We start from the raw sequence: 22645 nt of genomic DNA, 5'->3' as shown, positions 1-22645 counted from the left end.
GGCGCCCTGGGCGCCGTAATCCGCAATGCAGCTTACTGGTTTTATCGTTCAGTTCCTGAACGGCCTGGCCGAGGCGTCTTCCCTGTTTCTGGTGGCCGCGGGTCTTTCACTGATTTTCGGCGTCAGCCGCATCGTCAATTTTGCGCATGGCTCGTTCTACATGCTGGGCATTTATGTTGCCTACTCCATCGTCCAGCAGTGGGGGCAGACAGCTTTCGGTTTCTGGGTCGCCCTGGTGGCCGCATCGCTTGTGGTGGCCGCCCTGGGGGCATTGGTGGAAATGGTATTGCTTCGACGCATCTACAAGGCGCCGGAGATGTACCAGTTGCTTGCCACGTTTGCGCTGGTACTGGTGTTCAATGATGCCGCCTTGTGGATATGGGGTCCAGATGATTTGCTGGGCCCACTTGCCCCAGGTCTGAACGGGTCGGTATCGATTCTGGGGCGCTATCTGCCGGTATATGATCTAGCTCTCATGGTGATCGGACCTGCCGTGTTGCTGGCTTTGTGGCTGTTGCTGACGCGTACTCGCTGGGGAACAATGGTCCGCGCTGCCACGCAAGATCGTGAAATGCTTGGGGCGCTGGGGGTGAACCAGGGCTGGCTTTTTACCAGCGTATTTGCTCTTGGCGCCTTCCTTGCGGGACTGGGCGGGGCAATCCAGATTCCACGCCAGCCTGCCAGCTTGATGCTGGACTTGAGCGTTATCGGTGATGCCTTCGTCGTGGTCGTCGTGGGCGGCATGGGGTCGATTCCAGGTGCTTATCTGGCCGCCTTGATCATCGCCCAGCTCAAGGCCCTCTGCATCGCCCTGGGCGTCATGGAAATAGGCGGCATGAGCATCGCCTTTCCCAAGCTGACGCTGGTGGTCGAATTCATCTTCATGGCTTTTGTCCTGGTGTTCCGACCGTGGGGTCTTCGGGGCAAGCCGCTGGCGACCATACGCCATATCGGCAGGCCGGACGCACCCTTGCGTACCGCCGGCACCGGGTTCAAATGGCTGGCAATGTCGCTTATCGCCCTTTTCGCCGTCCTGCCCTTGCTGTCGGGCACCTTGCCGTATGCAACAGTATTGGCTCAAGACATTCTGGTAGCCGTTCTGTTTGCCGTCAGTCTGCACTTCATGATGGGCCTGGGGGGCATGGCATCATTCGGTCATGCCGCCTATTTCGGAATTGGCGCGTATGCAACAGCGTTGTTGTTCCAGTCGCAATGGACCGGCATGGGAGGCGCATTATTTTTAGCGCCGCTGGCGGCAGCCCTGGCGGCAATTGTTTTCGGCTGGTTCTGTATCCGGCTTTCGGGGGTTTACCTGGCCATGCTTACACTGGCTTTCGCGCAAATCACCTGGTCTATCGTGTACCAATGGGATGCGGTCACGGGTGGCTCCAATGGCATCATCGGCATATGGCCTGAAGAATGGTTGTCGGGCGATGCATACTATTACTTCACGCTGGCCATCGTGATCATGGCCATCGTCGCAGTACGACGTATGGTGTTCGCGCCTTTCGGCTATGCCCTGCGAGCCTCCCGCGATTCAGCCTTGCGTGCGGACGCGACAGGCATCAATGTCAAGCGAGTGCAATGGCTTGCTTTTATCGTCGCCGGCCTTTTGGCAGGGCTGGCGGGGGGGCTGTATGTATTTTCGAAAGGCAGCACGTCGCCCGAAGTCATCACCGTCGCCAAGTCCGTCGATGCGCTCATCATGGTTATGCTCGGCGGCATACAGACCTTGTTCGGTCCCGTGGTGGGTGCGGCCAGCTTCACGATACTGCAGGATTACTTCATTGGTATCACCGAGTATTGGCGAGCCCTGTTCGGTGCAGTCATACTCCTGATCGTGCTGGCCTTCCCGCAAGGCATTGCAGGTCATTTCGGCTTGCTGATGCAAGACAAGGAAAAGCGCTCATGAGCCTGCTGGAAGTGCGCAACCTGGCCAAGCACTTTGGTGGCAACACCGCCGTTGACGACATCAGCTTCGACCTGGCCGCCGGCGAGTTGCTGGCGCTGATAGGTCCCAATGGTGCTGGAAAATCCACCACCTTCAATATGGTGGGCGGGCAACTGACAGCCAGTGCGGGTTCCATCCGGTTCGACGGGCGCGAACTGCTGGGGACGCCATCCTACCGGATCGCCCATATGGGGGTGGGCCGCACATTCCAGATTGCGGCGACGTTCGCATCGTTGACCGTGCTCGAAAATGTTCAGATGGCCCTGCTGTCCCATCACCGCAAGGTCTATTCGTTCTGGCGCGCGGCTACCCATCGGTTTCGCAGCGAAGCGCTGGATCTGCTGGAGCAGGTGGGAATGCACAATCAGGCTTCCCGCCCCTGCAGCGAGTTGGCTTATGGCGATGTCAAACGGGTGGAGCTGGCCATGAGTCTGGCCGGACAACCAAGGTTGCTGTTGATGGATGAGCCCACGGCTGGCATGGCCCCGGCCGAGCGCAATGCGCTGGTGGCGTTGGTAAAAAGCCTGGTAGTCAAAAGAAACATGGCAGTCCTGTTCACCGAGCACAGTATGGACGTGGTTTTTGCCTATGCCGACCGTATCATCGTGTTGGCGCGCGGCCGCTTGATCGCGCAGGGCAACGCCGAACATGTGCGCGCCCATCCCGAGGTGCAGGCTGTCTATTTCGGAACCGGCAAGACTTTCGAGGCTGTGGCGCCCGGAGGCGAGGCGTCATGAGACAAGCACACGATGGCACAGTCCCGGCGCCCTTATTGACGCTCAGCGGGGTCAACGCCTGGTATGGTGCCGCACACATCCTGCACGCTGTTTCGCTGGAGGTCGGCCAGGGGGAGGTCGTGGCATTGATGGGGCGCAATGGCGCCGGTAAATCCACGACACTCAAGGCCATCATGGGCCTGGGACCCAGGCGTGACGGACGGATACGATTCATGGGGCACGCGCTTGAAAAATGCCAACCCTACGAGGTGGCGCGACTGGGCCTGGGCTACGTACCCGAAGATCGACGTATCTTCACCGAACTGACGGTCAAGGAAAATTTGATCACAGGCCGGCAGGCCAACAGAACGTGGCCGGACGGACGGCCAGGATTGAACTGGACCGTGCAGGCTATCGATGAGCTGTTTCCAAATCTGGCCGGCATGAAAGAGCGTCCGGCCGGCGCGATCAGTGGAGGCGAACAACAGATGCTGACGGTGGCGCGCACACTGATGGGTAATCCCTACATGCTGTTGCTGGACGAGCCCTCCGAAGGCGTGGCGCCGGTCATCATAGAACAGATGGTCGCGATGATCCTGACCCTCAAATCCCGTGGCGCCAGTGTTCTGCTTTCCGAACAGAACATACACTTCGCCCGACTTGTCGCCGATCGTGCCTACGTGCTGGAGAAGGGCGCCATCCGTTACAGCGGGTCGATGTCGGAACTGGCCGAAGACGAGCAGGTCCGACGCTCTTATTTGTCGTTGTAAGCCTGCGCGACATCGCGCAGGCTTCGGTGTCAGGCCGCGCGCCCCAGCGGAACCGCCGTCCGCAAGCCATTCAACAGTTCACCGCGCCGTGTCTGGGCGGCCAGCACACTTTTTTCCTTCACGTGTCCGAAGCCGCGAATATCATCGGGAAGGTTGGCCAGTTCAATAGCGACGGCCAGGTTCTGCTCCGTCAGGCTACCCGCTAGTTCATCGATCAATTCGAGGTATTCGCGTACCAGCTGGCGTTCTTGGCGACGCTCGGCCGTCTTGCCGAATACGTCGAACGCCGTGCCCCGCAGCCCCCTGAGCGCCGCGAGTATCTTAAAGACCGACATCACCCAGGGACCGAACTTTTTCTTGACGAGCTCACCCTTGTCGTTGCGTCTGGAAAACAGCGGCGGCGCCAGATGGAAATGCAGCTGATAATCGCGCCCGGGTTCGCCTTCGAACTGGGTCCGCAACTTGTCGGCGAAGGCTGGGTCCACATAGAGCCGGGCAACTTCGTACTCATCTTTGTACGCCATCAGCTTAGCCAGGTTGGTCGCGACCGCGCGTGTCAGACGCAAAGTACTGGCTGAGGCCAGTGAGGCTTCTTTTTTTTGTATCCGGTCGATGGCATTGACATAACGGGCAGCGTAGTCTGCGTCTTGATACTGCGTCAGCCACTGCGTGTTGCGCTCGATTATGCCGGCCAGTGTTTCAGGCATGGCAATCACGGTGGCCGCGGCATCCTTGGTATCCCGTTCTGGCGCAATCGCCTCCGGGCCGTGGTGGGCAGCCGCGCGGCCCCATTCGAAGGCGGACTGGTTTTTCTCTACCATGACGCCATTGAGCTCGATGGCGCGTGTGAGACTTTCGTACGATAACGGTATCCAGCCCTTTTGCCACGAATAGCCCAGCAGCAGCGGGTTCGCATAGATGGCGTCGCCCAGCAGTTTGGTGGCCAGGGCATTGGCATTTAAAAACTCGCAGTTTTTACCGATCGCTTCGGTCAAGTCATCGGCTGCCGCCGCTGCCGGATATTGCCACTTTGCGTTATGAATGATGTCGGCGGTGGGAATAGGGGCGCTGTTCACCGCGGCATGCGTCACATTTTTCTGGGCTTTGGACAAGACATCGGCCGAGGTCGTCACGATCGCATCGCAGCCGATGATCAGTCGGGCCTCGCCGGTGGCAATGCGGGTGGCATGCAGGTCGGCGGGTTGCGCGGCAATTTGGACATGGCTCAGCACGGCGCCGCCTTTTTGTGCCAGACCTGCCATGTCCAGCACGGTTACGCCTTTTCTTTCCAGGTGTGCCGCCATGCCCAGCAAGCCGCCTATGGTGACGACGCCCGTGCCGCCTATTCCGGTGACCAGTATGCCGTAGCTGTTTTGAATCGCAGGCAGCACGGGCAGCGGCAGGCCGGCGAGAAGCGCGGCTGGCGCATCGAAGGCTTCCCGGTTCAGCGCCGGCTTTTTGACCTGTGCGCCTTCAGCGGTGATGAAGCTGGGGCAGAAGCCGTTGACACAGGAGTAATCTTTATTGCATGACGACTGATTGATCTTGCGTTTCACGCCCACCGGCGTATGCAGCGGTTCGACCGACAGGCAGTTGGATTTCACAGAACAGTCGCCGCAGCCTTCACAGACGGCATCATTGATGAATACGCGACGTGCCGGGTCGGGATACGCACCGCGTTTACGGCGACGTCTTTTCTCGGTGGCACAGGTCTGGTCATACACCAGTACGGTGGTGCCTTCGATGTCACGCAGTTCGCGCTGCACACGATCGAGTTCGTCGCGGTGATAGACCGGCGGATTACCGGTCAGCGCGACGCCTTTATACTTTTGCGGCTCGTCGGTGACTACCACGACTTTCTTGGCACCCTCGGCGTGGACTTGCGCAATGACGTCCGTGACCTTGAGTATGCCGTCGACTGGCTGGCCGCCCGTCATGGCAACCGCATCGTTGTACAGAATCTTGTAGGTGATATTGGAATTGGCGGCGATCGAAGCCCGGATTGCAAGCACGCCGGAATGGAAATAGGTGCCATCGCCCAGGTTGGCGAATACGTGTTTCTCGTTGGTGAACGATTTCTGGCCTATCCATGCCGCGCCTTCGCCGCCCATGTGGCTGAAGGTCTCGGTCTTGCGGTCCATCCAGATGGACATGTAGTGGCAGCCTATGCCGGCCAGCGCACGCGAACCTTCGGGCACATTGGTCGACGTATTGTGCGGGCAGCCGGAACAGAACCAAGGTTTGCGTTCGGTGGTGATAACGGGTTTGCGCAGTTCCCGGTCTTTGGCGTCGATGATGGCTATGCGTGCGGCAATGCGGCTTTGAACTTCCGCGGGAAGGTCGGCCTTTTCGAGGCGCCGGGCTATGGCCCTGGCGATGAGTGCCGGAGACAGCTCGGCGGCAGCCGGCAATAGCCAGTGCCCGCGCGGTACAGACCATTCACCCCCGGCATTGTCTTTTTCATCAAATTTGCCGAAAACCCGAGGTCGGACATCGTCGCGCCAGTTATAGAGTTCTTCTTTCAGCGCATATTCCAGTATCTGGCGCTTTTCTTCAATGACCAGTATTTCTTCCAGTCCTGTGGCGAATTCGCGCGCATCCTGGGCATTCAGCGGCCAGACGCAGCCGACTTTCATCAAGCGGATGCCGATGCGGGCACACGTGGTTTCGTCCAACCCGAGATCGGCCAAAGCCTGGCGCGTGTCCAGATAGGCCTTGCCGGCGGTCATGATGCCAAAACGTGCGCGGGGAGAGTCAATGACAATACGATTCAGCTTGTTGGCACGCGTATAGGCGATGGCGGCATACCATTTGTAGTCGATCAGCCGTGCTTCCTGGACCAGCGGTGGATCGGGCCATCGAATGCTCAAGCCGTCCGGCGGCAGCAGGAAATCGTCGGGAATGACAATGCGTGCGCGATCGGGATCGATGTCGACCGATGCCGTCGATTCGACGACCTCGGTGACGCACTTCATGGCCACCCAGAGACCCGAGTAGCGGCTCATGGCCCAGCCGTGCAAACCGTAATCCAAGTATTCCTGAACATTGGACGGATACAGTACCGGTATGCCCGCGGCCTGGAATGCATGTTCCGATTGATGCGCGACGGTGGACGATTTGGCGCCATGGTCATCGCCGGCCAGGACCAGCACCCCGCCGTGGCGGGCCGTTCCCGCCGAGTTCGCGTGCTTGAAGACGTCCATGGAGCGGTCCACGCCCGGCCCCTTGCCGTACCACATGCCGAATACGCCCTCGTGGGTGGCATCCGGATAAAGGGTGACCTGCTGGGTTCCCCATATCGACGTGGCCGCCAGGTCCTCATTCAATCCGGGCTGGAACACAATCTCGTTGTCGGCGAGATGCTTCTTGGCTTTCCATAGGGCCTGATCCAGCGCCCCAAGGGGAGAGCCCCGATAGCCCGATATGAAACCGGCAGTGTTAAGGCCCGCCAGTCGGTCGCGCGCTTTTTGCAGCATGGGCAGCCGTACCAGCGCCTGGGTGCCGCTCATATAGGCCCGGCCGTGTTCCAGCGTGTACTTGTCGTCGAGAGATACCGTGGCCAGTGCCGAAAGCAAAGCCGGATCGAGAGGAGCGTTCACCAGGTTGTCTCCAGTAGGAATCATGTTGTCTTTCCAGTGTATGAGCTTATCTTGATATCGTAAAATCAATTTTTCAGCTAACAGGTATTGGAAAAATAGATGAAGGACCACGTCACGTTAAGGCAATTCCGTTACTTTATTGCCGCTGCCACCACCGGACAGTTTTCCGCTGCCGCCCTGTCTGAACACGTGTCCCAGTCCGCGATCACCAGTGCCGTACAAAGCCTTGAAAAACAACTGAAGGTGCGGCTGTTCGACCGCTTGCCTCATGGCGTAATATTGACCGCCGAAGGGCAGGTTTTCTTTCATCATGCGCGGCACGTCATGGATTCGGTCAACGATGCCATGCGCCATGCCAGCCTGCTTCCACAAACCGCGACCGGCACCATACGCCTGGCGGCTACGTATACGGTGCTGGGTTACTTCCTGCCTGACTTGCTCAGCCGTTTCAAGCGCAGTTACCCGCAGGTCGAAATTGATCTGATTGATATGGACAGGCCTGCGCTCGAACGGGCGTTGGCCGATAGCACAATAGACTTGGGCGTGGCGCTGCTGTCGAATATCGAGATGCCGCAGCGCTATGGGCATCACCTTCTTGTCCGCTCGCGCCGCCGGGTCTGGATGGCGGCCAGCCATCCGCTTGCGCGGCAAGCGATCGTCAGTCTCTCCGACGTTGAACGCTGTCCTTATATATTGCTGACTGTCGATGATGCGGAAGCCGCGGCCATGCGGCACTGGGGGCCGGCGGGGGCCGCCCTCAACATAGCGATGCGCACCAGTTCGCTGGAAGCCCTGCGAGGCCTGGTCGCCTACGGCTTTGGGATTTCGATATTGTCCGACTTGGTGTACAGGCCGTGGTCCCTGGAAGGAAAGAAAATCATGGCCATCCCGGTCAGCGATTCGCTTGCGCCCATGGATGTTGGCCTGCTATGGCCCAGCACCCGGCAGCCTTCCGGACTCGTCGACGTATTCAGGCAGTTTTTGATTCACGCCTGCGAGACCGAGAGTGGAACATCTTCGGCGCCGGTTCAGAGAACCGCCGCGCGCATTCGTTGAGCGGGCGGCACCTTTCTTTATGGAATCAGCGAAATACCGACACGGACCTGGGGCTCGCTTTTATGGTTGTAGCCGAGCAGCGTCTCGCCGTAGCCCTTGAAATACTGCACATGCAGGTAGCCGTTCATGTTCAGGACGGTACGTTTCAACGGCCATGCCGCTTCCAGCTGATTTGTCGTGCGACCTCCGTCGCCATGGCGGTGCAAGGCTGACAATACCAGGCCGTTATCCTGCGCCCATCGCAATTTCCAATCGACATGACCAGCATAGTCGGAGTAGTCTGAGTTTCTGTTTCCGGTAGAAAAGTAGGTCTTGACGCGGGGTGCAAAAGTAAGCGTGCTTCCGCCTCCGAAACGATAATTGAATTCGGGCTGTATATAGGCAAAATTGAGTGAGCGCGAATCTTCCTCGCCCTTTCCATTGGATTCATGCTCGATTCCGCTGGCTAGACCAAGAAAAACGTTTTTTTCAGGTGATTGCCATATCGCATCCTTGCGCCAGAAAAGGCTGGGCTTGAACGAGGTGTCGACAAAAGGACTGGAATCCGAGTGCAAGTCCCATAGTGCCGTCTGAGTGTAACCAAGGAAGAAATGATCTTCGAATTCGGGATTATTCGCATCGTTCGGCGTGAACAGGCGGTACTTGAAACTGACCTGATAGCGCGCATTTCGCCCACCCTTATTCCCCACGTCGAAATAGATGGGTTCGTAGGCTGAAATGGCACTGGTATACCTCGCTAAGCCAGTGGCTCGTGCCGGGGGTTGCTGCGCCGTCGTAACGGCCGGGCCCTGGGATATGGACGCCCCGGTTGTGGCCACCACATTCTCGGGCAGGGCAGGGTCGTGTCCTTGTGAACCGGTAGCCGCGCCTGCATCGACGACAGGGCCGACGGCGGGCGTGCCTGAAATGGTACTGTTTTCAAGCGGGCTGGTGTCCAGCGCAAGCAAGGTGGTCTCGCCTTCAATATTGACGGCCTGCAAGCCCTGAACGCCGGTAGGCACCACAGCGCGCCATGTGAACTTCACAAAGTTGTTGACGGGAACTGTCGCCTGCTCGCCTTGGGACAGGTATGCCAGGCTGCGGATTGCTTTTCCTTCCTGATTGCGCCACTGGATGACCAATTGCCTGGGAGCGTTCCACGTGATGGCTGTTGCCGTATCGTTGAAAAGCAGACCGTCGATATTAATCGTATCTCCCGGCAGGGCCTGGGGACGATCCAGCTTGTAGCTAAGGCCGGCACTGGCGGGGAAAACGAGGAGCGCGCTGCTTGCAAGCGCCGTGGCGCATAGGCTGCTTTTCAGCGATGAGTACGTAAATTTCATGGGAGGTTATCTGGGTTTCTTATTGATACCCGGGAAACTGTAGCATTTGGGATTGTTATCAACGCTACCCAATGTAAGCGTGTGGTGAAATAGTTACGAATACTGTAAGTGCCCGTTATGTGACGTTTTTCCGCTTTCTGTTGCAACGCGCTAAAATTGCGCTCCAATATGGTTTTGCACAATGCGGCAGTAGCTCAGCTGGATAGAGCACGGGCCTTCTAAGCCCGGGGTCGGGGGTTCTTATTTAAGGTCGATGTGGTTGCATATTACAATCGACTTGTGTCCAGTCAATGCGACGTTAGCTCAGTTGGATAGAGCACGGGCCTTCTAAGCCCGGGGTCAGAGGTTCGATCCCTCTACGTCGCACATTTCACCCCTTATGAAAGCGCTCGTCGCGAGCAGCGGGTTCAAGGGGGTATCCGCTTAGGAGTGTCCAACACTGGCGGAGCTCCGCCCTTACAAGGCGTAGGCCAGCTTTTCCTTCGCATGTCACTTATCTGGATTGCCAAGAAAATAAATCTAAATTGGACAAGCCCGCAGGGCGCGCCGCTTTTTGCTCAACGGCGGAGTCGCCGGCGGTTGCTGAGAGCCGCGCGCTAAAGCTGAAAACACCAAGCTCAAGCGGGAATTGGCTCGCAAAGAAAAGGCCTTGGCCGAGGCGGCGGCGTTGGTGATACTGAAAAAAAGTACCAGGCGCTGTGGGAGGACGAGGACAAATGACCTCATTCGTACAGCGCGTCCAGATCGTAGCCCTGGTGGATCAAGCAGTTGTGGCGGGGGCTCGCCAAGCGCGCGCCTGTCAGACCATATCCTTGAGCGCGCGCACGCTGCAGCGCTGGAGGCTGGCTCCGGCTGTGGGCGACGGGCGCCCGCAACGGGTGCAGGCACCCATCAACAAGCTGAGTGCGCTTGAGCGCCAACGCGTGCTGGCCGTGGCCAACTCCAAGGAGTTCGGCGATCTGCCGCCCAGCCAGATTGTTCCCATCCTGGCCGACCAGGGTCAGTACATTGCGAGTGAGTCAACCTTTTACCGCGTGCTCAAGGCGGCAAACCAGCTTAAGCATCGCGGTGCCGAGCGTCCGTCGCAGGCGCGCACCAAACCACGTACGCCGCGGGCGAGCGGACCAAACCAACTGTTTAGCTGGGATATCACTTATCTGCCCACCCGCAGCAAAGGCGTTTACTTTTATCTGTATCTATTCATGGATCTGTTTAGCCGGAAAATCGTAGGCTGGCAGATTTACAACACCGAGAGCAGCACGCTGGCTAGCGAAGTAGTCCAGGACATCTGTGAGCGAAGCGCGTAGGCCCGAGCGGTGGAGCGGCGCCGTTCGCGACTGGTCCCGGGTGGCCGTCGTTCATCTGAATCCCGAAAGTACAGCCACGCCATGCCAGCCCCTTTCTGAGGTCGTAAGGCAGGTTGCATGAATCCGTTCCACCGAGCGACAACTAGCTTGACGATTACTGGCAGCGGCAAGTCGGCGGTCATGATGGCAATGAGCGCTTCATTGACCGTGCGCAGTATGGGCTCTTCGCCCGAACCGACCAGCGTCTGGAGTTCGCCATCGGCGTGCCGTGATGCGATGCGATCGTGGGTGCCCGATAGCAGCGACTCGAACCGTGCGCGCGTATGCCAAAAAATGCCATGGTCGCGTGCCGCTGCCAATTCGCCCGATGAGATTAGGAAGGGGTTAAAGCGGGAAATCGTTTTGCTTTGCTCGGAGCGTCCGGAAATGATCGCCGCCTTGCTTGTTGAGTCGCCTGTTGACATCACTGATAAGTGCGATCGGTTCTATGTTCAACCCCAGTCCAGCACTCGACGTTGTCCGCGCGGTATCTGAGTTGGCCAGGCCCTTTGTTTCTGCTGCGTACGCTGCTGATAAGAAGCCGGTAAGCAATGCGATCGCCGGTATGGTGGCGGGCATGCCAAATGTGCGACACATCACGCTTGCACTCACAGACGCTGCGCCAGGATGGATGGGCACGCGAAACACATCTCGCCTGTTACCGCAGCCTACTTGACGGAGAAACCCGTCTTTTCGGTGGTCTAACAACGTACGAACCAAGGGTTTTTATGTATTTTATAGTGGTTGTAATCGCAGCAACCGTTGTGTATTCTAGGCTTGGCTATGGGCTGGCCGGAGCGCTGTAGTTAGACTTTCATCGTTGCAACTTCAACGCGGCACGAGCCAATTTAATGTATAGCGGCTTTACTCAATACTGTGATTCACAGCCTCAAAGGTTGGGGCGACCGTACTGCAAATGCGAGAAGGACCGCACAGAAAGGGGACAACGTTTATATGAAATATCTTAAAAAAGGGCTGCAGCGGGTTAGCGCGTTGGCCGTATTTGCAGGCTGCGTAGCGCTTTTGCCGTTCACTGCACTGGCGCAAAACTTTCCAACTAAGCCCATTACCATTGTCGCTCATACGGCCGCAGGCTCTTCCACGGATCTGTTTGCGCGAGAGCTCGCTTTGGCAGCAGCTCCAATTTTTGGCAAACCGGTCGTTGTTGTTAATAGGCCGGGCGGTAGCGGTGCTACTCAGATGTCATTCATCAATTCGGCGGAGCCGGATGGCTATACCGTAGGGGTGAATACAGGGTCACACGTTACAGCAATGCTGACGAATTTAAAAGGAACCTACACCCCAAAAGACTTTTCATGGATTATGCTCAATCAGATCGACCCTTATATTCTCGCCGTTCACGTTGACAGCCCTTATAAGTCTCTCAAGGACCTGGTTGAGGCTGCAAAAGGAGGTGAGCGAGTGAAGATTGGTGGTTATGGTGCGGTGGGTGCGTCCCATAACATCGCAGTGCAAATTCTCGCCGAGAAAGCCGGTATGCCCATCACTTGGGTGAGTTATCCGGGCTCGGGTGACGCAGCGACTGCAGTGTTAGGAAAGCATATAGACGCTGTCAGTATTAACCCAGGCGGTACGCTTGCCTTCGTATCTGCAGGACGCATAAGAATCCTTGCGGTGATGAATGAGAACCGAGTGAGCAGCTTGCCTGACGTCCCGACTTACGCAGAGGCGGGCTACGACGTCGATACCTCCTGGAAGCAGATACGAGGATTGTACGGTCCGAAAGACATCCCTATGGATATCCAAGAGAAACTCGCCGACGGCTTCTTTAAGGCCATGGAAACACCACGATTTAAAGAGTATATGAAACGTTCTGCCTTGGAATCAGGAAATCTCGGTCCCGACGAGTACCCGCAGTTCATCGACGAGACAGCGAAAGCAACGCAACAGTGGCTAACCAAATTGGGGATCACTCAGTGAAACCGGTAACGACCGAATCAATGGACAGAGCGCCACCAACATTGCTTTTGAACGGACGGGCCATGTTGGTCGCCGTAGCAATTATTAGTCTATGCTGCTTTGTCTGGATGGCATGGCTAAGCATGGCTTTTCCCGATCCATTTAATAACGCAGAGGTCGGCCCTGCTCGAGTTCCGCTTATCGCTTCCGCCGGCGGAATTTTGACTGGTTTGGGCTTGATCGTACATGCGTTTCGACAGAAATCCAACTACATGCCACCTGTCGCTATACGAAAGCCGCTCGGGGTATTCGCTGCACTTTTGTTTACTATCCTATGGGTGGAAGCTATGCCCCGCATGGGGTTTTACTTCGCTTCCGGCGTCGTAGTGCCTCTTATCATGTTCGCCGGCGGCGAGCGACGCCCCCTCATGCTGGTTTCGGCTGCTGTTGGCTTCGTGGTATTTGTGCACCTGTGCTTCTCTTTCCTGCTGGACATCGAGTTTCCCTAGGAGTTGGCTTTGATAGAGAGTCTTATTACAGGATTTGGATTGGTACTCAGTCCATATGTCTTGCTTGCCCTGTTTGGTGGCACACTGATTGGCTATGTGATAGGCGCGATGCCCGGTTTAGGACCAAGCTTGGGCGTAGCGCTCCTGGTGCCGTTCACGTACGGCGTTGATCCTGTCGTAGCGATGGTGGGCCTAATTGGCCTCTATATGGCCGCCGAATACGCAGGGGCAATAACCGCGGTACTACTGAATACACCCGGCACCGCTGCCGCAGTTGCGACAGCCTGGGACGGTTACCCAATGGCCAAGAATGGCGAGGCGGGGTGGGCGCTGCATGTGTCCATTATAAGTTCAGGGATTGGAGCCTTTCTGAGCGCCGTTCTGTTGATCGGCACCGCAGTACCGCTCTCGGAGTTTGCTTTGAGGTTCGGACCGCCAGAGTACTTCGCTCTTGCATTGTTCGGCTTAAGCTTGGTGACGAGCCTCGGCGGGAGCTCCGTGCTACGCGGATTACTTGCGCTTTTTCTGGGAATCGGTATAGCAGTAATCGGCATGGATCCCGTCACGGGAATTCCCAGATTTGCGGCCACTCCGGATTTCTTCGAAGGGATTCCGTTAGTACCTATGCTCCTTGGCTTATACGCGGTCTCTGAAGCACTATATATGTTAGAGGGTTCTGCTGCGAGAACGTTGAAGGTGAGCATTGGAAACGTATGGTCTCTCCATCTTTCGCGCTATCGGCCGTTGCTCGGTACCATCCTGCGTAGCTCCGGCATCGGGTACTTTATAGGTGTTATTCCGGGTGCTGGCGCAACAATCGCTTCTTTGATTGCTTACGGCCATGCCAAGGGACGAAACGGAGCTGCCCTGCCGGCATTCGGGGAAGGTAATCCAGCCGGTGTCGCGGCCTCCGAAGCCGCTAATAACGCTGCTGTTTCGGGGTCCCTCGCTCCTTTACTGGCGTTAGGTGTCCCAGGCTCCGCCACTGCCGCTGTCTTGATTGGTGCGCTAATGATCCAGGGCATACAACCCGGGCCTATGCTTTTTATTAGCAACCCAGAGATTCCTTATTCGATCTTTGCTTCTCTGCTTATCGGCGTACCACTCATGGTGGTTGTGGGCTTGATGGGAGCCAAGCTGTGGGTGAAAGTTGTCGAGGTGCCTCAGTCTCTTCTAGCGGCGATCGTGATCGGAATATCGATCGTTGGTGCTTACTCTTCTACAAATTCGATGTTTCCCGTGTACGTGACGCTTATCTTCGGCATCATTGGGTATATTCTTCGTAAAGTAGATGTTCCGACCGCACCGATTGTTCTCGCACTCGTCCTGGTTCCAATGGCGGAGTCCAATTACCGCAGGGCGCTTGTGGTGGCCGACGGGAGTCACACGATTTTCTTCCTCAGCCCGATCAGCCTTATCTTGCTGCTTGCCGCTGTCTTGTCATTCCTGGTGCCGCTAATAAAGCGGTACCGGCGAGAACGAGGGGAACGACAGCCTGCTTTGGCTGGGTAAGCCTTCACGCGAAGCCAACTAGAGAGCGGTCCACAGGGTCGGCCGCTCTCAACAATAAGCCCTTTCCAATAAGATAAGGCGAAAATCACCACTGACAAGTACAATCAGTAATACGGCTTTAGATTTATAGTATTCTCTCCGGATACTACCGTAGAGCTCAGAGAGGTAAAATTTGCGCGGATCGCAAGACTCCAGCAGCCCGATGCTGGCTAGTGATAATAATATGATTGCTGATTTAAAGTCCTTAGGCTTCACAGAGTATGAAGCCAAGATCTACCTTGAGACGTTGTTGGCCGCTGGCGTCCCAAAAACGGCCTATGAAATCTCAAAGGCATCGGGGGTTCCTCGCTCTAACACATATAGCGCGCTCGGAGTGCTCGCACGCAAGGGCGCCGTCTTGCCCGTTACAGAGAATCCGACATGCTATGTGGCTGCGAACCCAAGAAGCATGCTCGAATCGCTCGCCTCCCAGACAGCGGTCACCTGTAATCGCGCAGCGACAAACCTAGAGCGACTCGCGCCAAAGGTAGAGAACCAGTATGTCTGGGTTCTCCGCGGTGAAGAAAGTACTGCTGACGAAATAAACAAACTTCTCGGCTCGGCCACAACGTCGATTTGGATTAAGGCGTCTGACAGCGTCCTGCGAAACCATGCAGCAGCGCTAAAAAAAGCTGCACGTAAGAAGGGCATGCGCGTGATGATTGTGCTGTTCGGGAGAGATAAATCCGAGTTCGAGTTTAGCGAAAACTGCCGTGTTTACATTCACGAAAATGATGGGACACGAATGGGGAAGGCAGACAACCTTTTCACGATTGTTATCGACTTCAACGAAATGATTACCGTGAACGCTTCCGATCAGTATGTTGGTGCCCGTACCCGAAGCCCTGCCATCGTCACCATGGCGTCGTCACTGATACGGCACGATTATTATATGGCCGAGATCTTTCAGAAGTTCGGAGACCAGATAACGGCAGAGTTCGGCCGTTATCTGGCTCGATTAAGGCTCGACGCCTACACACCGGACCAAATAGATTCATTTTATGAGAATACCGGCTTGGAACGGTAATCCTCCTGTAACACAACGCCATCCGTCGTCGCAATGATGACGGATGGCAGGATACTATTTAGACTCGACTTACCAAGGGGTGTAGCGGTGGGGGGTCACCATCTTAATGGGCTAGCAGCCAGAGCAAGTCACCAAAGCGGCGTCGACTTTTTTCAGGACAGATGTATCGATCATCTGGCGCGGATCTGTCTCCTTCTTTATGCGCTTGCTCGTGACGAGAAAGTCTGTCAACACTTCCAGGTCGCTGATGAGCTGATCGCTGATTTCCAGTGAATACTTATTCATATCGAGAATGGCATTCATTTCGTGTGGCTGTAGTACGTAGGTTTTTGCCATGATGGCAACGGCCTCATCACGATTATTCTGGATGAACTCAGACGCCTTTTTGAGGGCCTCAATCATTGCGGAGGCTACTTCTGGTTGACTCTCAATGGTTTTTTCGTTGGCAAACAGGAGGCTGTGATCGCCATATATTCGCTTGGCTTCGGGTGTGGCGCCGCGATAGTCGTTGGTGGCGCTGATTAGCGTTTTTCCTTTGCCCAACTTACGAGCGTTGGTGGCGACTGGCTCCCAAAGCACGATGGCTTCTACGTCGCCCCGGATAAATGCTGTGGTCATATCAGTCGGGTCCATGTTGACGACGGTCAGACTGTCGGCGTCCAGCTCATATTTCTCGATGATGACTTTATAGAACGCCTCGGACGCGGTACCCAGCATGACGCCAATTTTCTTACCCTTAAGCTCGTCGAGGCTTTTCGTACCCTCTTTGACTATCAGATGCTGTGCACCGGAAATATCCGACATCTGAGCGATGACTTTTAAGGGAAATGGACGAGCGCGTACTGTGAGTATGGGAATCGCACCGGAGCTGCCGTAATCAATACTGCCACCAACAAAGGCGCTCATGAGGTCACCTCCGGAGGGAAAGTACTTTACAGACACATCGAGCCCGGCGGCTTCGAAGAATCCTTTCTGTTCTGCAATAAGCACTTGTGCTCCATTGTTTGGATCTCTGGATGTTCCAACGTTGACCGTGGCTGCGTTGACATAGCTGGTTGTCATGAGTACGCACATGCTAAGCGCAAGGGACAAGATTGATTGCAACATGGTTAATCTCCTGGGTGATGTTACGCCGATGAGCCATGATTTTGGCCGCACGCGACGGACGGTGGATTTGGCTTATGTTTGTGCCAATCAGTAATAGTTTGATAGAAGCGGCCAACATAAAGCAGCATTGCTTCATCGAATGGACGCCCGATTAATTGCAGCCCCACAGGAAGGCTACCAAGGCCAAATCCACAAGGAATAGTCAAAGCCGGTAGGCCCAGGTAGTTAAAGGGTCTGGTGAAGCGGGTCAAGCGACCTAACAATTGTTCGTTCCCGTCAATGCCGCGTGTCAGGGTCAGCGCTGCAGGAGCCACGCAGGCCACCGTCGGAATTGCAATCACATCACAGGATTTCATGACGTCTCGCACGAACTGTTCTGTCATCAACGAACGCATCGAATGGGCTTGGAGGTAACGTACGGCTGAAATCATCGTGCCTTCTTCAAATCGTCGTCGAATAGCCTCGCTGTATTTATCAGGTGACTTTCTGACTGAGTGATCATGCAGTGCCGTTGATTCTGCTTTATGAGTCAGTTCAGCGAGCGCTTGAACATTCTCAATATCCGCCCAGTTGGCTGATTTAATCTGGAAGTTTTTGCTCGAGAGATCCTTTATTGCGTTACTGACACAACGTAGTACGTCGCTGTCGGCCTCTGCCATAAGAGCGTCGAGTACACCAATGTGAATCACTCGATCAGGACTCATTTGGAGAGTAAGATTTGGGGCGTTCAGTGCGGACAAGGGGTCTCGAGGATCAGGGCCGGTGATTGCTTCGAGCAACAAGCCGCAATCTTCCGCTGAGCGCGCGATGGGTCCGATACTGTCCTGTGTCCAGGCCCTGGCCATGGCTCCGTAGCGGCTTACACGACCTGTCGTAGGCTTCAGGCCGGTGACACCACATAGCGCAGAAGGTACTCGTATCGACCCACCCGTATCCGAGCCAATTGAGCCATAAACCATTCTGCTGGCAACGGCGACTGCGGAACCGCTTGAAGAGCCCCCGCTCAGATGCTCGATGGACCATGGGTTTAGGCATCGCCCGTGATGGATATTCTCGCCTGTGGGACCGGAGGCAAACTCGGCCATGTGTAACGTTGCGACATCAACCGCAAGACTATCATCCAGTTTAGTTTTGACAGTGGAAGTGGTAACTCCTGTTTTCCAGAATGCCTCATGGGCGCCGAACGTGCTGGTTTCGCCCTTTCTGTAAAACATGTCTTTGTGGGCCAGCGGTATACCGGCCAGGGGGGCGGTGCGGGTCTGGCCTTCAAGGAATTTGTCGATAGCCTGAGCTTCGCTGGACGCGGCCTGTCGGAGGCTCAGCACAGCATTCAGCGTAGGGTTTAGCTGATGTATGCGTTTTTGACTTGCATCTACCAACCCTGTCGCGCATATATCGCCACGAATCAACAGCGGAAATATCTCTGAAATAGTTAGAGCGAGCAGATCATCATTCTCGCTCATGGTCTTTTCCGAAGTGAAGCAGTTTTTCGGTGTAGCCCCATGGCTCATGATCTAACGAGAGTTGTTCGGCCAATATTGCCACTCGCTCGCTAAGTTGCGTTGTGCGGCGAGCGATTTTTTGACAACGTTGGGGATCGGACGGGTAGCTCGTGATAACCGACGTGTCTAACGAGGAATCAGAATTAGTGGTCATGATGCGGGAGATGTTTCCTTGTGCGCTTAAGCCTGATCGGGCTCCAGATAGTGCGCCGTGGCGAACGAGCCTGGCGCACGCGGTTTCCATGTGTTCATTTCGATGGATGAAATAAAATCGTACAAAATGCTATTGAAAACACCTTGCTCTTCCAGGTGGACAGTGTGACCACATCGTGGCAGCACACAAAGACCCAGATTCGGGATATGTTTTTTCAGGAAAAAGCCGGGTTGAAGTGTTTGCTCGTCTTCATCGCCGGTTATCAGCAGCACGGGTACTTCCATGTTCTTGAAATCGTCCGCAAATTCGTAAATAGAAGGTCGAGTGGCCAGAACATGGCGTAACGTCATGGCCCGCCCCTTACGAGAAAGCTGTCTGAACTGCAATGCAAACTCTGCCCAGCCTTTTGGGTCTTTTTGTTTGTACTGCATCCGGGTCGCCCCATTGGCGTAACGATCAGAGGCTTGGTCGGCCGTCTCATCGTTTTCCAGTAAACCTGCAAGTTCCAGGAAGTTGCTTTTATGAATGGCGCCCCAGGCCTTCTCGGCGCCATAGCCGCAACAAACGGGGGTCACTGAGCGCGCCAGATCCGGATAGCGTAATCCTAGGAACAAAGCAGCAAATGAACCCATTGAGAAGCCGACGACATGCGCGTTACCTAGATCTAGATGCTTAATAAGTGTGGCGATATCACGTACTGCGATGTCAAGGCTATAGAGTGATGGGTCTGTGGGCACGTCAGAAGGGGGGTAACCACGAGCATTAAATGTAACCACGCGGAAATCACGCGAAAAATAGCTGACCTGAGGCGCCCAGATGCGCATATCACCTGCAAATTCATGAGCAAAGATGATAGGAGCACCTTTACCAATGTCTTCGTAATAGAGGCGTACGCCATCTTCACACGTAAAATATCCGGTGCGAACAGCGTCGTCGGTCTGCTGTTGTGAGGTCCGTATCATAGAAATTTCCATCGAACAATTCTCCTTTCCAATACGAGCAGTCCCTTGTTTAGTGCAAAGCCAAGAATGCCAATTGTGGAAATACCGACGAAGATTTCATCGGTTCTGAAGGTAATGCGTCCGTAATTAATCATGTGGCCCAAGCCGGCGCTTGAGGCGATCAGCTCAGCCGCTACCAAGACAATAAATGCCATGCTCATTCCTAGACGGGCGCCGGTCACTATTTGTGGGTAAGCAGTTGGCAACACGACATCGCGAAATACCTCGTAGCGGTTTGCGCCGAGCGTACGTGCGGCTCCGATGTGCACAGGGTCGGCATCACGAAAGCCGGCGAGTGTGCTAACAAAAATTGGGAAAAAGGCGCCGTAAGCAATGATGGCGACTTTGGACGCTTCGCCAATACCAAACCAGAGGATAGCCAGGGGAATGAGTGCAATCGGAGGGATAGGCCTTAGTAGTTCGACGAGCGGCTCTGTCATGCCTTGAATTAATCGCGACATGCTCATTAGCATACCGGCAGGAATGGCAATGATCAGGGCTAGAAAAAATCCCACGAGCACCCTGCCGATACTGACAGTTGTGTTGTGTAGCAGTGTTCCGTCGCGTATGGCTACAAGGGCCGACCTGGCTACGTCCAGCGGGGAGGGAACGAGGGTGGCATTAAGCAAGCCAAAGTGACTTGCTGCTGACCACAGGACAAGCACGATGCTGATTGAAAGGAAGGCCAGTGAAGTCTGCCCCATTCCCATTGTGTCCCTGTGAGCCAATGTGGCCTTAGGAACTAATCCATTGCCGCTGTTACCTGTCACTTTCACTCTCCCGGACGTGTGTTGCCGCATTTGCCTGCTCCCTGGAAAAGCAGTTCAATATGGCGACACATCTGAAAGTGTGCGTCGGCCGTTCGATTTCTGGGACGCGCGATAGTGTTATCGACAATGTGTTCGATTCTTCCAGGGTGGGCAGACATCACAATAATTTTGTCAGCAAGAAAAACCGCTTCGGCAATGCTGTGCGTAACGAACACCAAGGTCTTACGCTCAAGTTCCCAAATTTGTAAAAGTTCTTCTTGGAGAGACTGCCGTGTCATAGCGTCCAGCGCGCCAAAGGGCTCATCCATGAGCAGGATGTTTGGTTGATTGGCCAACGCTCGCGCAATAGCTGCGCGCTGCCGCATCCCGCCAGATAATTGGCCTGGGTAGCTGTCGCAAAATCGCTCAAGGCCTACCATCTTGCTGTATTTATTTGCAATCTCGTCCAGCTCTGTGCTGCAGCTGCCCTTAAGCTTAGGTCCGTACTGAATATTTTTCCTGACAGTCAGCCAGGGGAACAAGCCGTACTCTTGGAATACCATTCCTCGGTCAGGGCCGGGCTCTTCGATGGCACGCCCGTACGTGAGCGCCCGTCCATTCGTGGGGTGCACGAAGCCTGCAATAACATTCAGAAGCGTCGTTTTGCCGCAGCCGGATGGGCCTAGCAAGCATATAAATTCCCGGGGCTGAATGTGCAGATTAACCTTTTGTAAGGCTAGTAACTCGCCGTAGCGAACCTCCACACCTTGAATGCTTATAGCCGCCGCATCGCTATGGGAGCTTTCTTGCGAATCGGTGGCCATAGAAACGGCAGGGCCGCCTCTATATTCTTCAATCACACTCATCTTGTCTCCTTGCCTTCAACTTGTATTTGCCGATAGTTGTAAGGATGGTGTGCCAAGCATTAGGCTTGGTTGATCATAGGAATGGTATTTCAAAGTGGCAGCAACTACAACTACTATTAGATGCGCTGCTTGATCAGTGTTGCGTGAATTGTTTATCGCGAGAGAGCGTGTAATGGCGTTGTGAGTCGGAGCCGGTGGGGGCGTAAAAGCTGGCGTTTCATTGGCCGGCCGAAAAGGTCACCTGTCTCTATAAGACGATCTCAGCAAGCATATTGACCCGCCCGTCTTTCTCTCGAGCCCAAGCCTCTATTTTTCCTTCGAAAAGTCGCATACCTTCGATCAGGAATGGTCGGTCCACGAAAAGCGGCTTGACTGCCTTAAAAGTAAAGCGCTTGCATCGGTTTACTCCTGCCGCTGCCAGAGCGTGACTTAACACCAGCGTTGCTATTAGCTGACCTTGTACGATGATCGCCGGATACTTCTCTACCTCCCGCGTATAGTCGGCATCGTAGTGAATACGATGTCCGTTAAAAGTCACAGCAGAATAGCGGAACAGTTCGGTGGAGCTGAGCTTTCCTGAGAACGACCAGTCGGCGGCCGCTTTAGCTTTCAGTGTGAATATGTTGTCGTCGTAATCTTGATGGTCTCTGTAGACAATGGTTTGCTCTTCCTCTCGGAGGATGCGGCCTTCCTGCGAATACTGATTATTGATGCCAAGAAAAACCAGTTCACCGGATTTGCCTGTTTTTCGCTCAATACTAGAAATCGTCGCTGTTTTATGAATTTGTTCTCCGACGAGCAGATCGTCGTGGTACGTGATGACGCTTTTGGCCCACATGCGCCGCGCGTGCGGTAGGGGAGGAATAAAGCCGCCCCTTTTAGGATGTCCGTCCGCGTCTATCTCGGATTGCGCAACGACTGGGACGAAGTAAAGCCAATGGCCGCAGGGATGCACCGCGCCCGAAGAGTCAACGGCCGATATGTTGGAACGGCCGTCAATAAGGCTGCCAAGGCCATTGAGCGGCCACTTCTCTATAACTTCTGTCGTTGTGCTTTGCCGGCCCTGCCAGTCTTCAATCTTGCCTGTCGTGTTGTGTTTATCCAGCTCTTTAGTAGCAGTCACCGAGTTTCTCCGGATTTCGTTGTTGTGATTGCAACTACTATAGATTTTAGATATGATAGTTGTCAAGCACGCTGGCGGGGGCGGATCAGTATCCTAGCCGCCTACTAGAGACAAATAAAACACTATCGATATACAGGACAGGACGGAGAACATGGCAATAATTGATATCAAGACCGAGATAACGGGTAACGTATGGAAGATCGTTCAACAAGTCGGTTCGCAAGTAGGGGAAGACGAACCGATCATGATCTTGGAATCCATGAAGATGGAAATCCCCGTGGTGGCTGTAGAGAGCGGCACCGTGAAGGAGATCCTGATTCAAGAGGGGGATACAGTTACTGAGGGGACTGTCGTAGCCCGCATCGAGGTTTGAGGA

The 22645-nt window shown here is 55.1% G+C and carries 19 protein-coding genes and 2 tRNA genes; 12 read left to right on the top strand and 9 right to left on the bottom strand.

Annotated elements, in window-relative coordinates; translation table 11 throughout:
• Positions 1-25 precede the first annotated feature (25 nt).
• The 3 genes from CR155_RS03755 to CR155_RS03745 are packed head-to-tail and all read left to right on the top strand — an operon-like array spanning position 26 to position 3437.
• A complete protein-coding gene (locus tag CR155_RS03755) occupies positions 26-1912 on the top strand; it encodes an ABC transporter permease (RefSeq protein ID WP_102068652.1) in 1887 nt (628 codons plus the stop codon).
• On the top strand, positions 1909-2688 hold the full coding sequence (locus CR155_RS03750; RefSeq protein WP_102068651.1) for an ABC transporter ATP-binding protein: 780 nt from the start codon (positions 1909-1911) through the stop codon (positions 2686-2688). Before CR155_RS03755 ends, CR155_RS03750 begins: the two co-directional genes overlap by 4 nt.
• Complete coding sequence (locus CR155_RS03745; RefSeq protein ID WP_102068650.1) at positions 2685-3437, top strand: ABC transporter ATP-binding protein; 753 nt, start codon at positions 2685-2687, stop codon at positions 3435-3437. The genes CR155_RS03750 and CR155_RS03745 overlap by 4 nt, the downstream gene beginning before the upstream one ends.
• A 29-nt stretch (positions 3438-3466) precedes the next feature.
• Here CR155_RS03745 and CR155_RS03740 read toward each other — a convergent pair whose 3' ends face one another.
• A complete protein-coding gene (locus tag CR155_RS03740; RefSeq protein ID WP_102068798.1) occupies positions 3467-7036 on the bottom strand; it encodes an indolepyruvate ferredoxin oxidoreductase family protein in 3570 nt (1189 codons plus the stop codon).
• A 99-nt stretch (positions 7037-7135) separates the two neighbouring features.
• Here CR155_RS03740 and CR155_RS03735 point away from each other — a divergent pair, with 99 nt between their 5' ends.
• Positions 7136-8092 (top strand): LysR family transcriptional regulator, encoded by a 957-nt coding sequence (locus CR155_RS03735; protein ID WP_102068649.1) that lies wholly within the window; start codon positions 7136-7138, stop codon positions 8090-8092.
• A gap of 17 nt (positions 8093-8109) precedes the next feature.
• On the opposite strand, the gene CR155_RS03730 is transcribed toward CR155_RS03735, so the two are convergent.
• A complete protein-coding gene (locus CR155_RS03730) occupies positions 8110-9414 on the bottom strand; it encodes a phospholipase A (protein ID WP_102068648.1) in 1305 nt (434 codons plus the stop codon).
• 189 nt (positions 9415-9603) lie between these two features.
• On the opposite strand from CR155_RS03730, the gene CR155_RS20735 reads away from it, so the two are divergent.
• From CR155_RS20735 to CR155_RS20645, 3 genes are all read left to right on the top strand, one after another.
• A tRNA-Arg gene (locus tag CR155_RS20735) sits at positions 9604-9700 on the top strand.
• A 6-nt stretch (positions 9701-9706) separates the two neighbouring features.
• Positions 9707-9780, top strand: a tRNA-Arg gene (locus CR155_RS03725).
• Positions 9781-10130: 350 nt separating this feature from the next.
• Positions 10131-10721: a DDE-type integrase/transposase/recombinase gene (locus tag CR155_RS20645; protein ID WP_143705176.1), complete on the top strand. Its 591-nt coding sequence runs from the start codon at positions 10131-10133 to the stop codon at positions 10719-10721.
• Here the strand turns inward: CR155_RS20645 and CR155_RS20640 are convergent.
• The gene (locus CR155_RS20640; RefSeq protein ID WP_143705175.1) at positions 10655-11185 is read right to left on the bottom strand and encodes a hypothetical protein; all 531 of its coding nucleotides are present in this window, start codon (positions 11183-11185) and stop codon (positions 10655-10657) included. The two genes, CR155_RS20645 and CR155_RS20640, sit on opposite strands and share 67 nt — an antisense overlap.
• 529 nt (positions 11186-11714) lie before the next feature.
• On the opposite strand from CR155_RS20640, the gene CR155_RS03705 reads away from it, so the two are divergent.
• The 4 genes from CR155_RS03705 (at position 11715) to CR155_RS03690 (ending at position 15767) form a co-directional block, all read left to right on the top strand.
• Positions 11715-12701 carry a Bug family tripartite tricarboxylate transporter substrate binding protein gene (locus CR155_RS03705; protein WP_102068644.1) on the top strand — a complete coding sequence of 329 codons (987 nt, stop codon included), beginning with the start codon at positions 11715-11717 and terminating at the stop codon, positions 12699-12701.
• Positions 12702-12721: 20 nt separating this feature from the next.
• Positions 12722-13189, top strand: coding sequence for a tripartite tricarboxylate transporter TctB family protein (locus CR155_RS03700; RefSeq protein ID WP_102068643.1), 468 nt, complete (start codon positions 12722-12724; stop codon positions 13187-13189).
• Positions 13190-13198: 9 nt separating this feature from the next.
• Positions 13199-14701: a tripartite tricarboxylate transporter permease gene (locus tag CR155_RS03695; RefSeq protein WP_102068642.1), complete on the top strand. Its 1503-nt coding sequence runs from the start codon at positions 13199-13201 to the stop codon at positions 14699-14701.
• Positions 14702-14924: 223 nt separating this feature from the next.
• Complete coding sequence (locus tag CR155_RS03690) at positions 14925-15767, top strand: TrmB family transcriptional regulator (RefSeq protein ID WP_158238234.1); 843 nt, start codon at positions 14925-14927, stop codon at positions 15765-15767.
• A 111-nt stretch (positions 15768-15878) separates the two neighbouring features.
• On the opposite strand, the gene CR155_RS03685 is transcribed toward CR155_RS03690, so the two are convergent.
• The 6 genes from CR155_RS03685 to CR155_RS03660 form a co-directional block, all read right to left on the bottom strand.
• The gene (locus tag CR155_RS03685) at positions 15879-16829 is read right to left on the bottom strand and encodes an ABC transporter substrate-binding protein (protein WP_158238233.1); all 951 of its coding nucleotides are present in this window, start codon (positions 16827-16829) and stop codon (positions 15879-15881) included.
• A gap of 65 nt (positions 16830-16894) precedes the next feature.
• Positions 16895-18337 (bottom strand): amidase, encoded by a 1443-nt coding sequence (locus tag CR155_RS03680; RefSeq protein WP_158238232.1) that lies wholly within the window; start codon positions 18335-18337, stop codon positions 16895-16897.
• Between the two features lie 219 nt (positions 18338-18556).
• Positions 18557-19504: an alpha/beta fold hydrolase gene (locus tag CR155_RS03675; protein WP_102068638.1), complete on the bottom strand. Its 948-nt coding sequence runs from the start codon at positions 19502-19504 to the stop codon at positions 18557-18559.
• A complete protein-coding gene (locus CR155_RS03670; RefSeq protein ID WP_158238231.1) occupies positions 19489-20301 on the bottom strand; it encodes an ABC transporter permease in 813 nt (270 codons plus the stop codon). Before CR155_RS03670 ends, CR155_RS03675 begins: the two co-directional genes overlap by 16 nt.
• A gap of 2 nt (positions 20302-20303) precedes the next feature.
• Entirely contained in the window at positions 20304-21146 is an 843-nt protein-coding gene (locus CR155_RS03665; RefSeq protein WP_233213879.1) for an ABC transporter ATP-binding protein, read from the bottom strand.
• A 247-nt stretch (positions 21147-21393) separates the two neighbouring features.
• On the bottom strand, positions 21394-22269 hold the full coding sequence (locus CR155_RS03660) for an HTD2 family dehydratase (RefSeq protein ID WP_102068636.1): 876 nt from the start codon (positions 22267-22269) through the stop codon (positions 21394-21396).
• A 151-nt stretch (positions 22270-22420) separates the two neighbouring features.
• Between CR155_RS03660 and CR155_RS03655 the strand changes: the two genes are divergently transcribed.
• Entirely contained in the window at positions 22421-22642 is a 222-nt protein-coding gene (locus tag CR155_RS03655; protein WP_102068635.1) for a biotin/lipoyl-containing protein, read from the top strand.
• Positions 22643-22645 lie beyond the last annotated feature (3 nt).

The organism is Pollutimonas nitritireducens, from assembly GCF_002849615.1.
GTDB lineage: Bacteria > Pseudomonadota > Gammaproteobacteria > Burkholderiales > Burkholderiaceae_B > Pollutimonas > Pollutimonas nitritireducens.
Note: the sequence above shows the minus strand (reverse complement) of the source record. Positions and strands in the feature narration are given on the sequence as shown.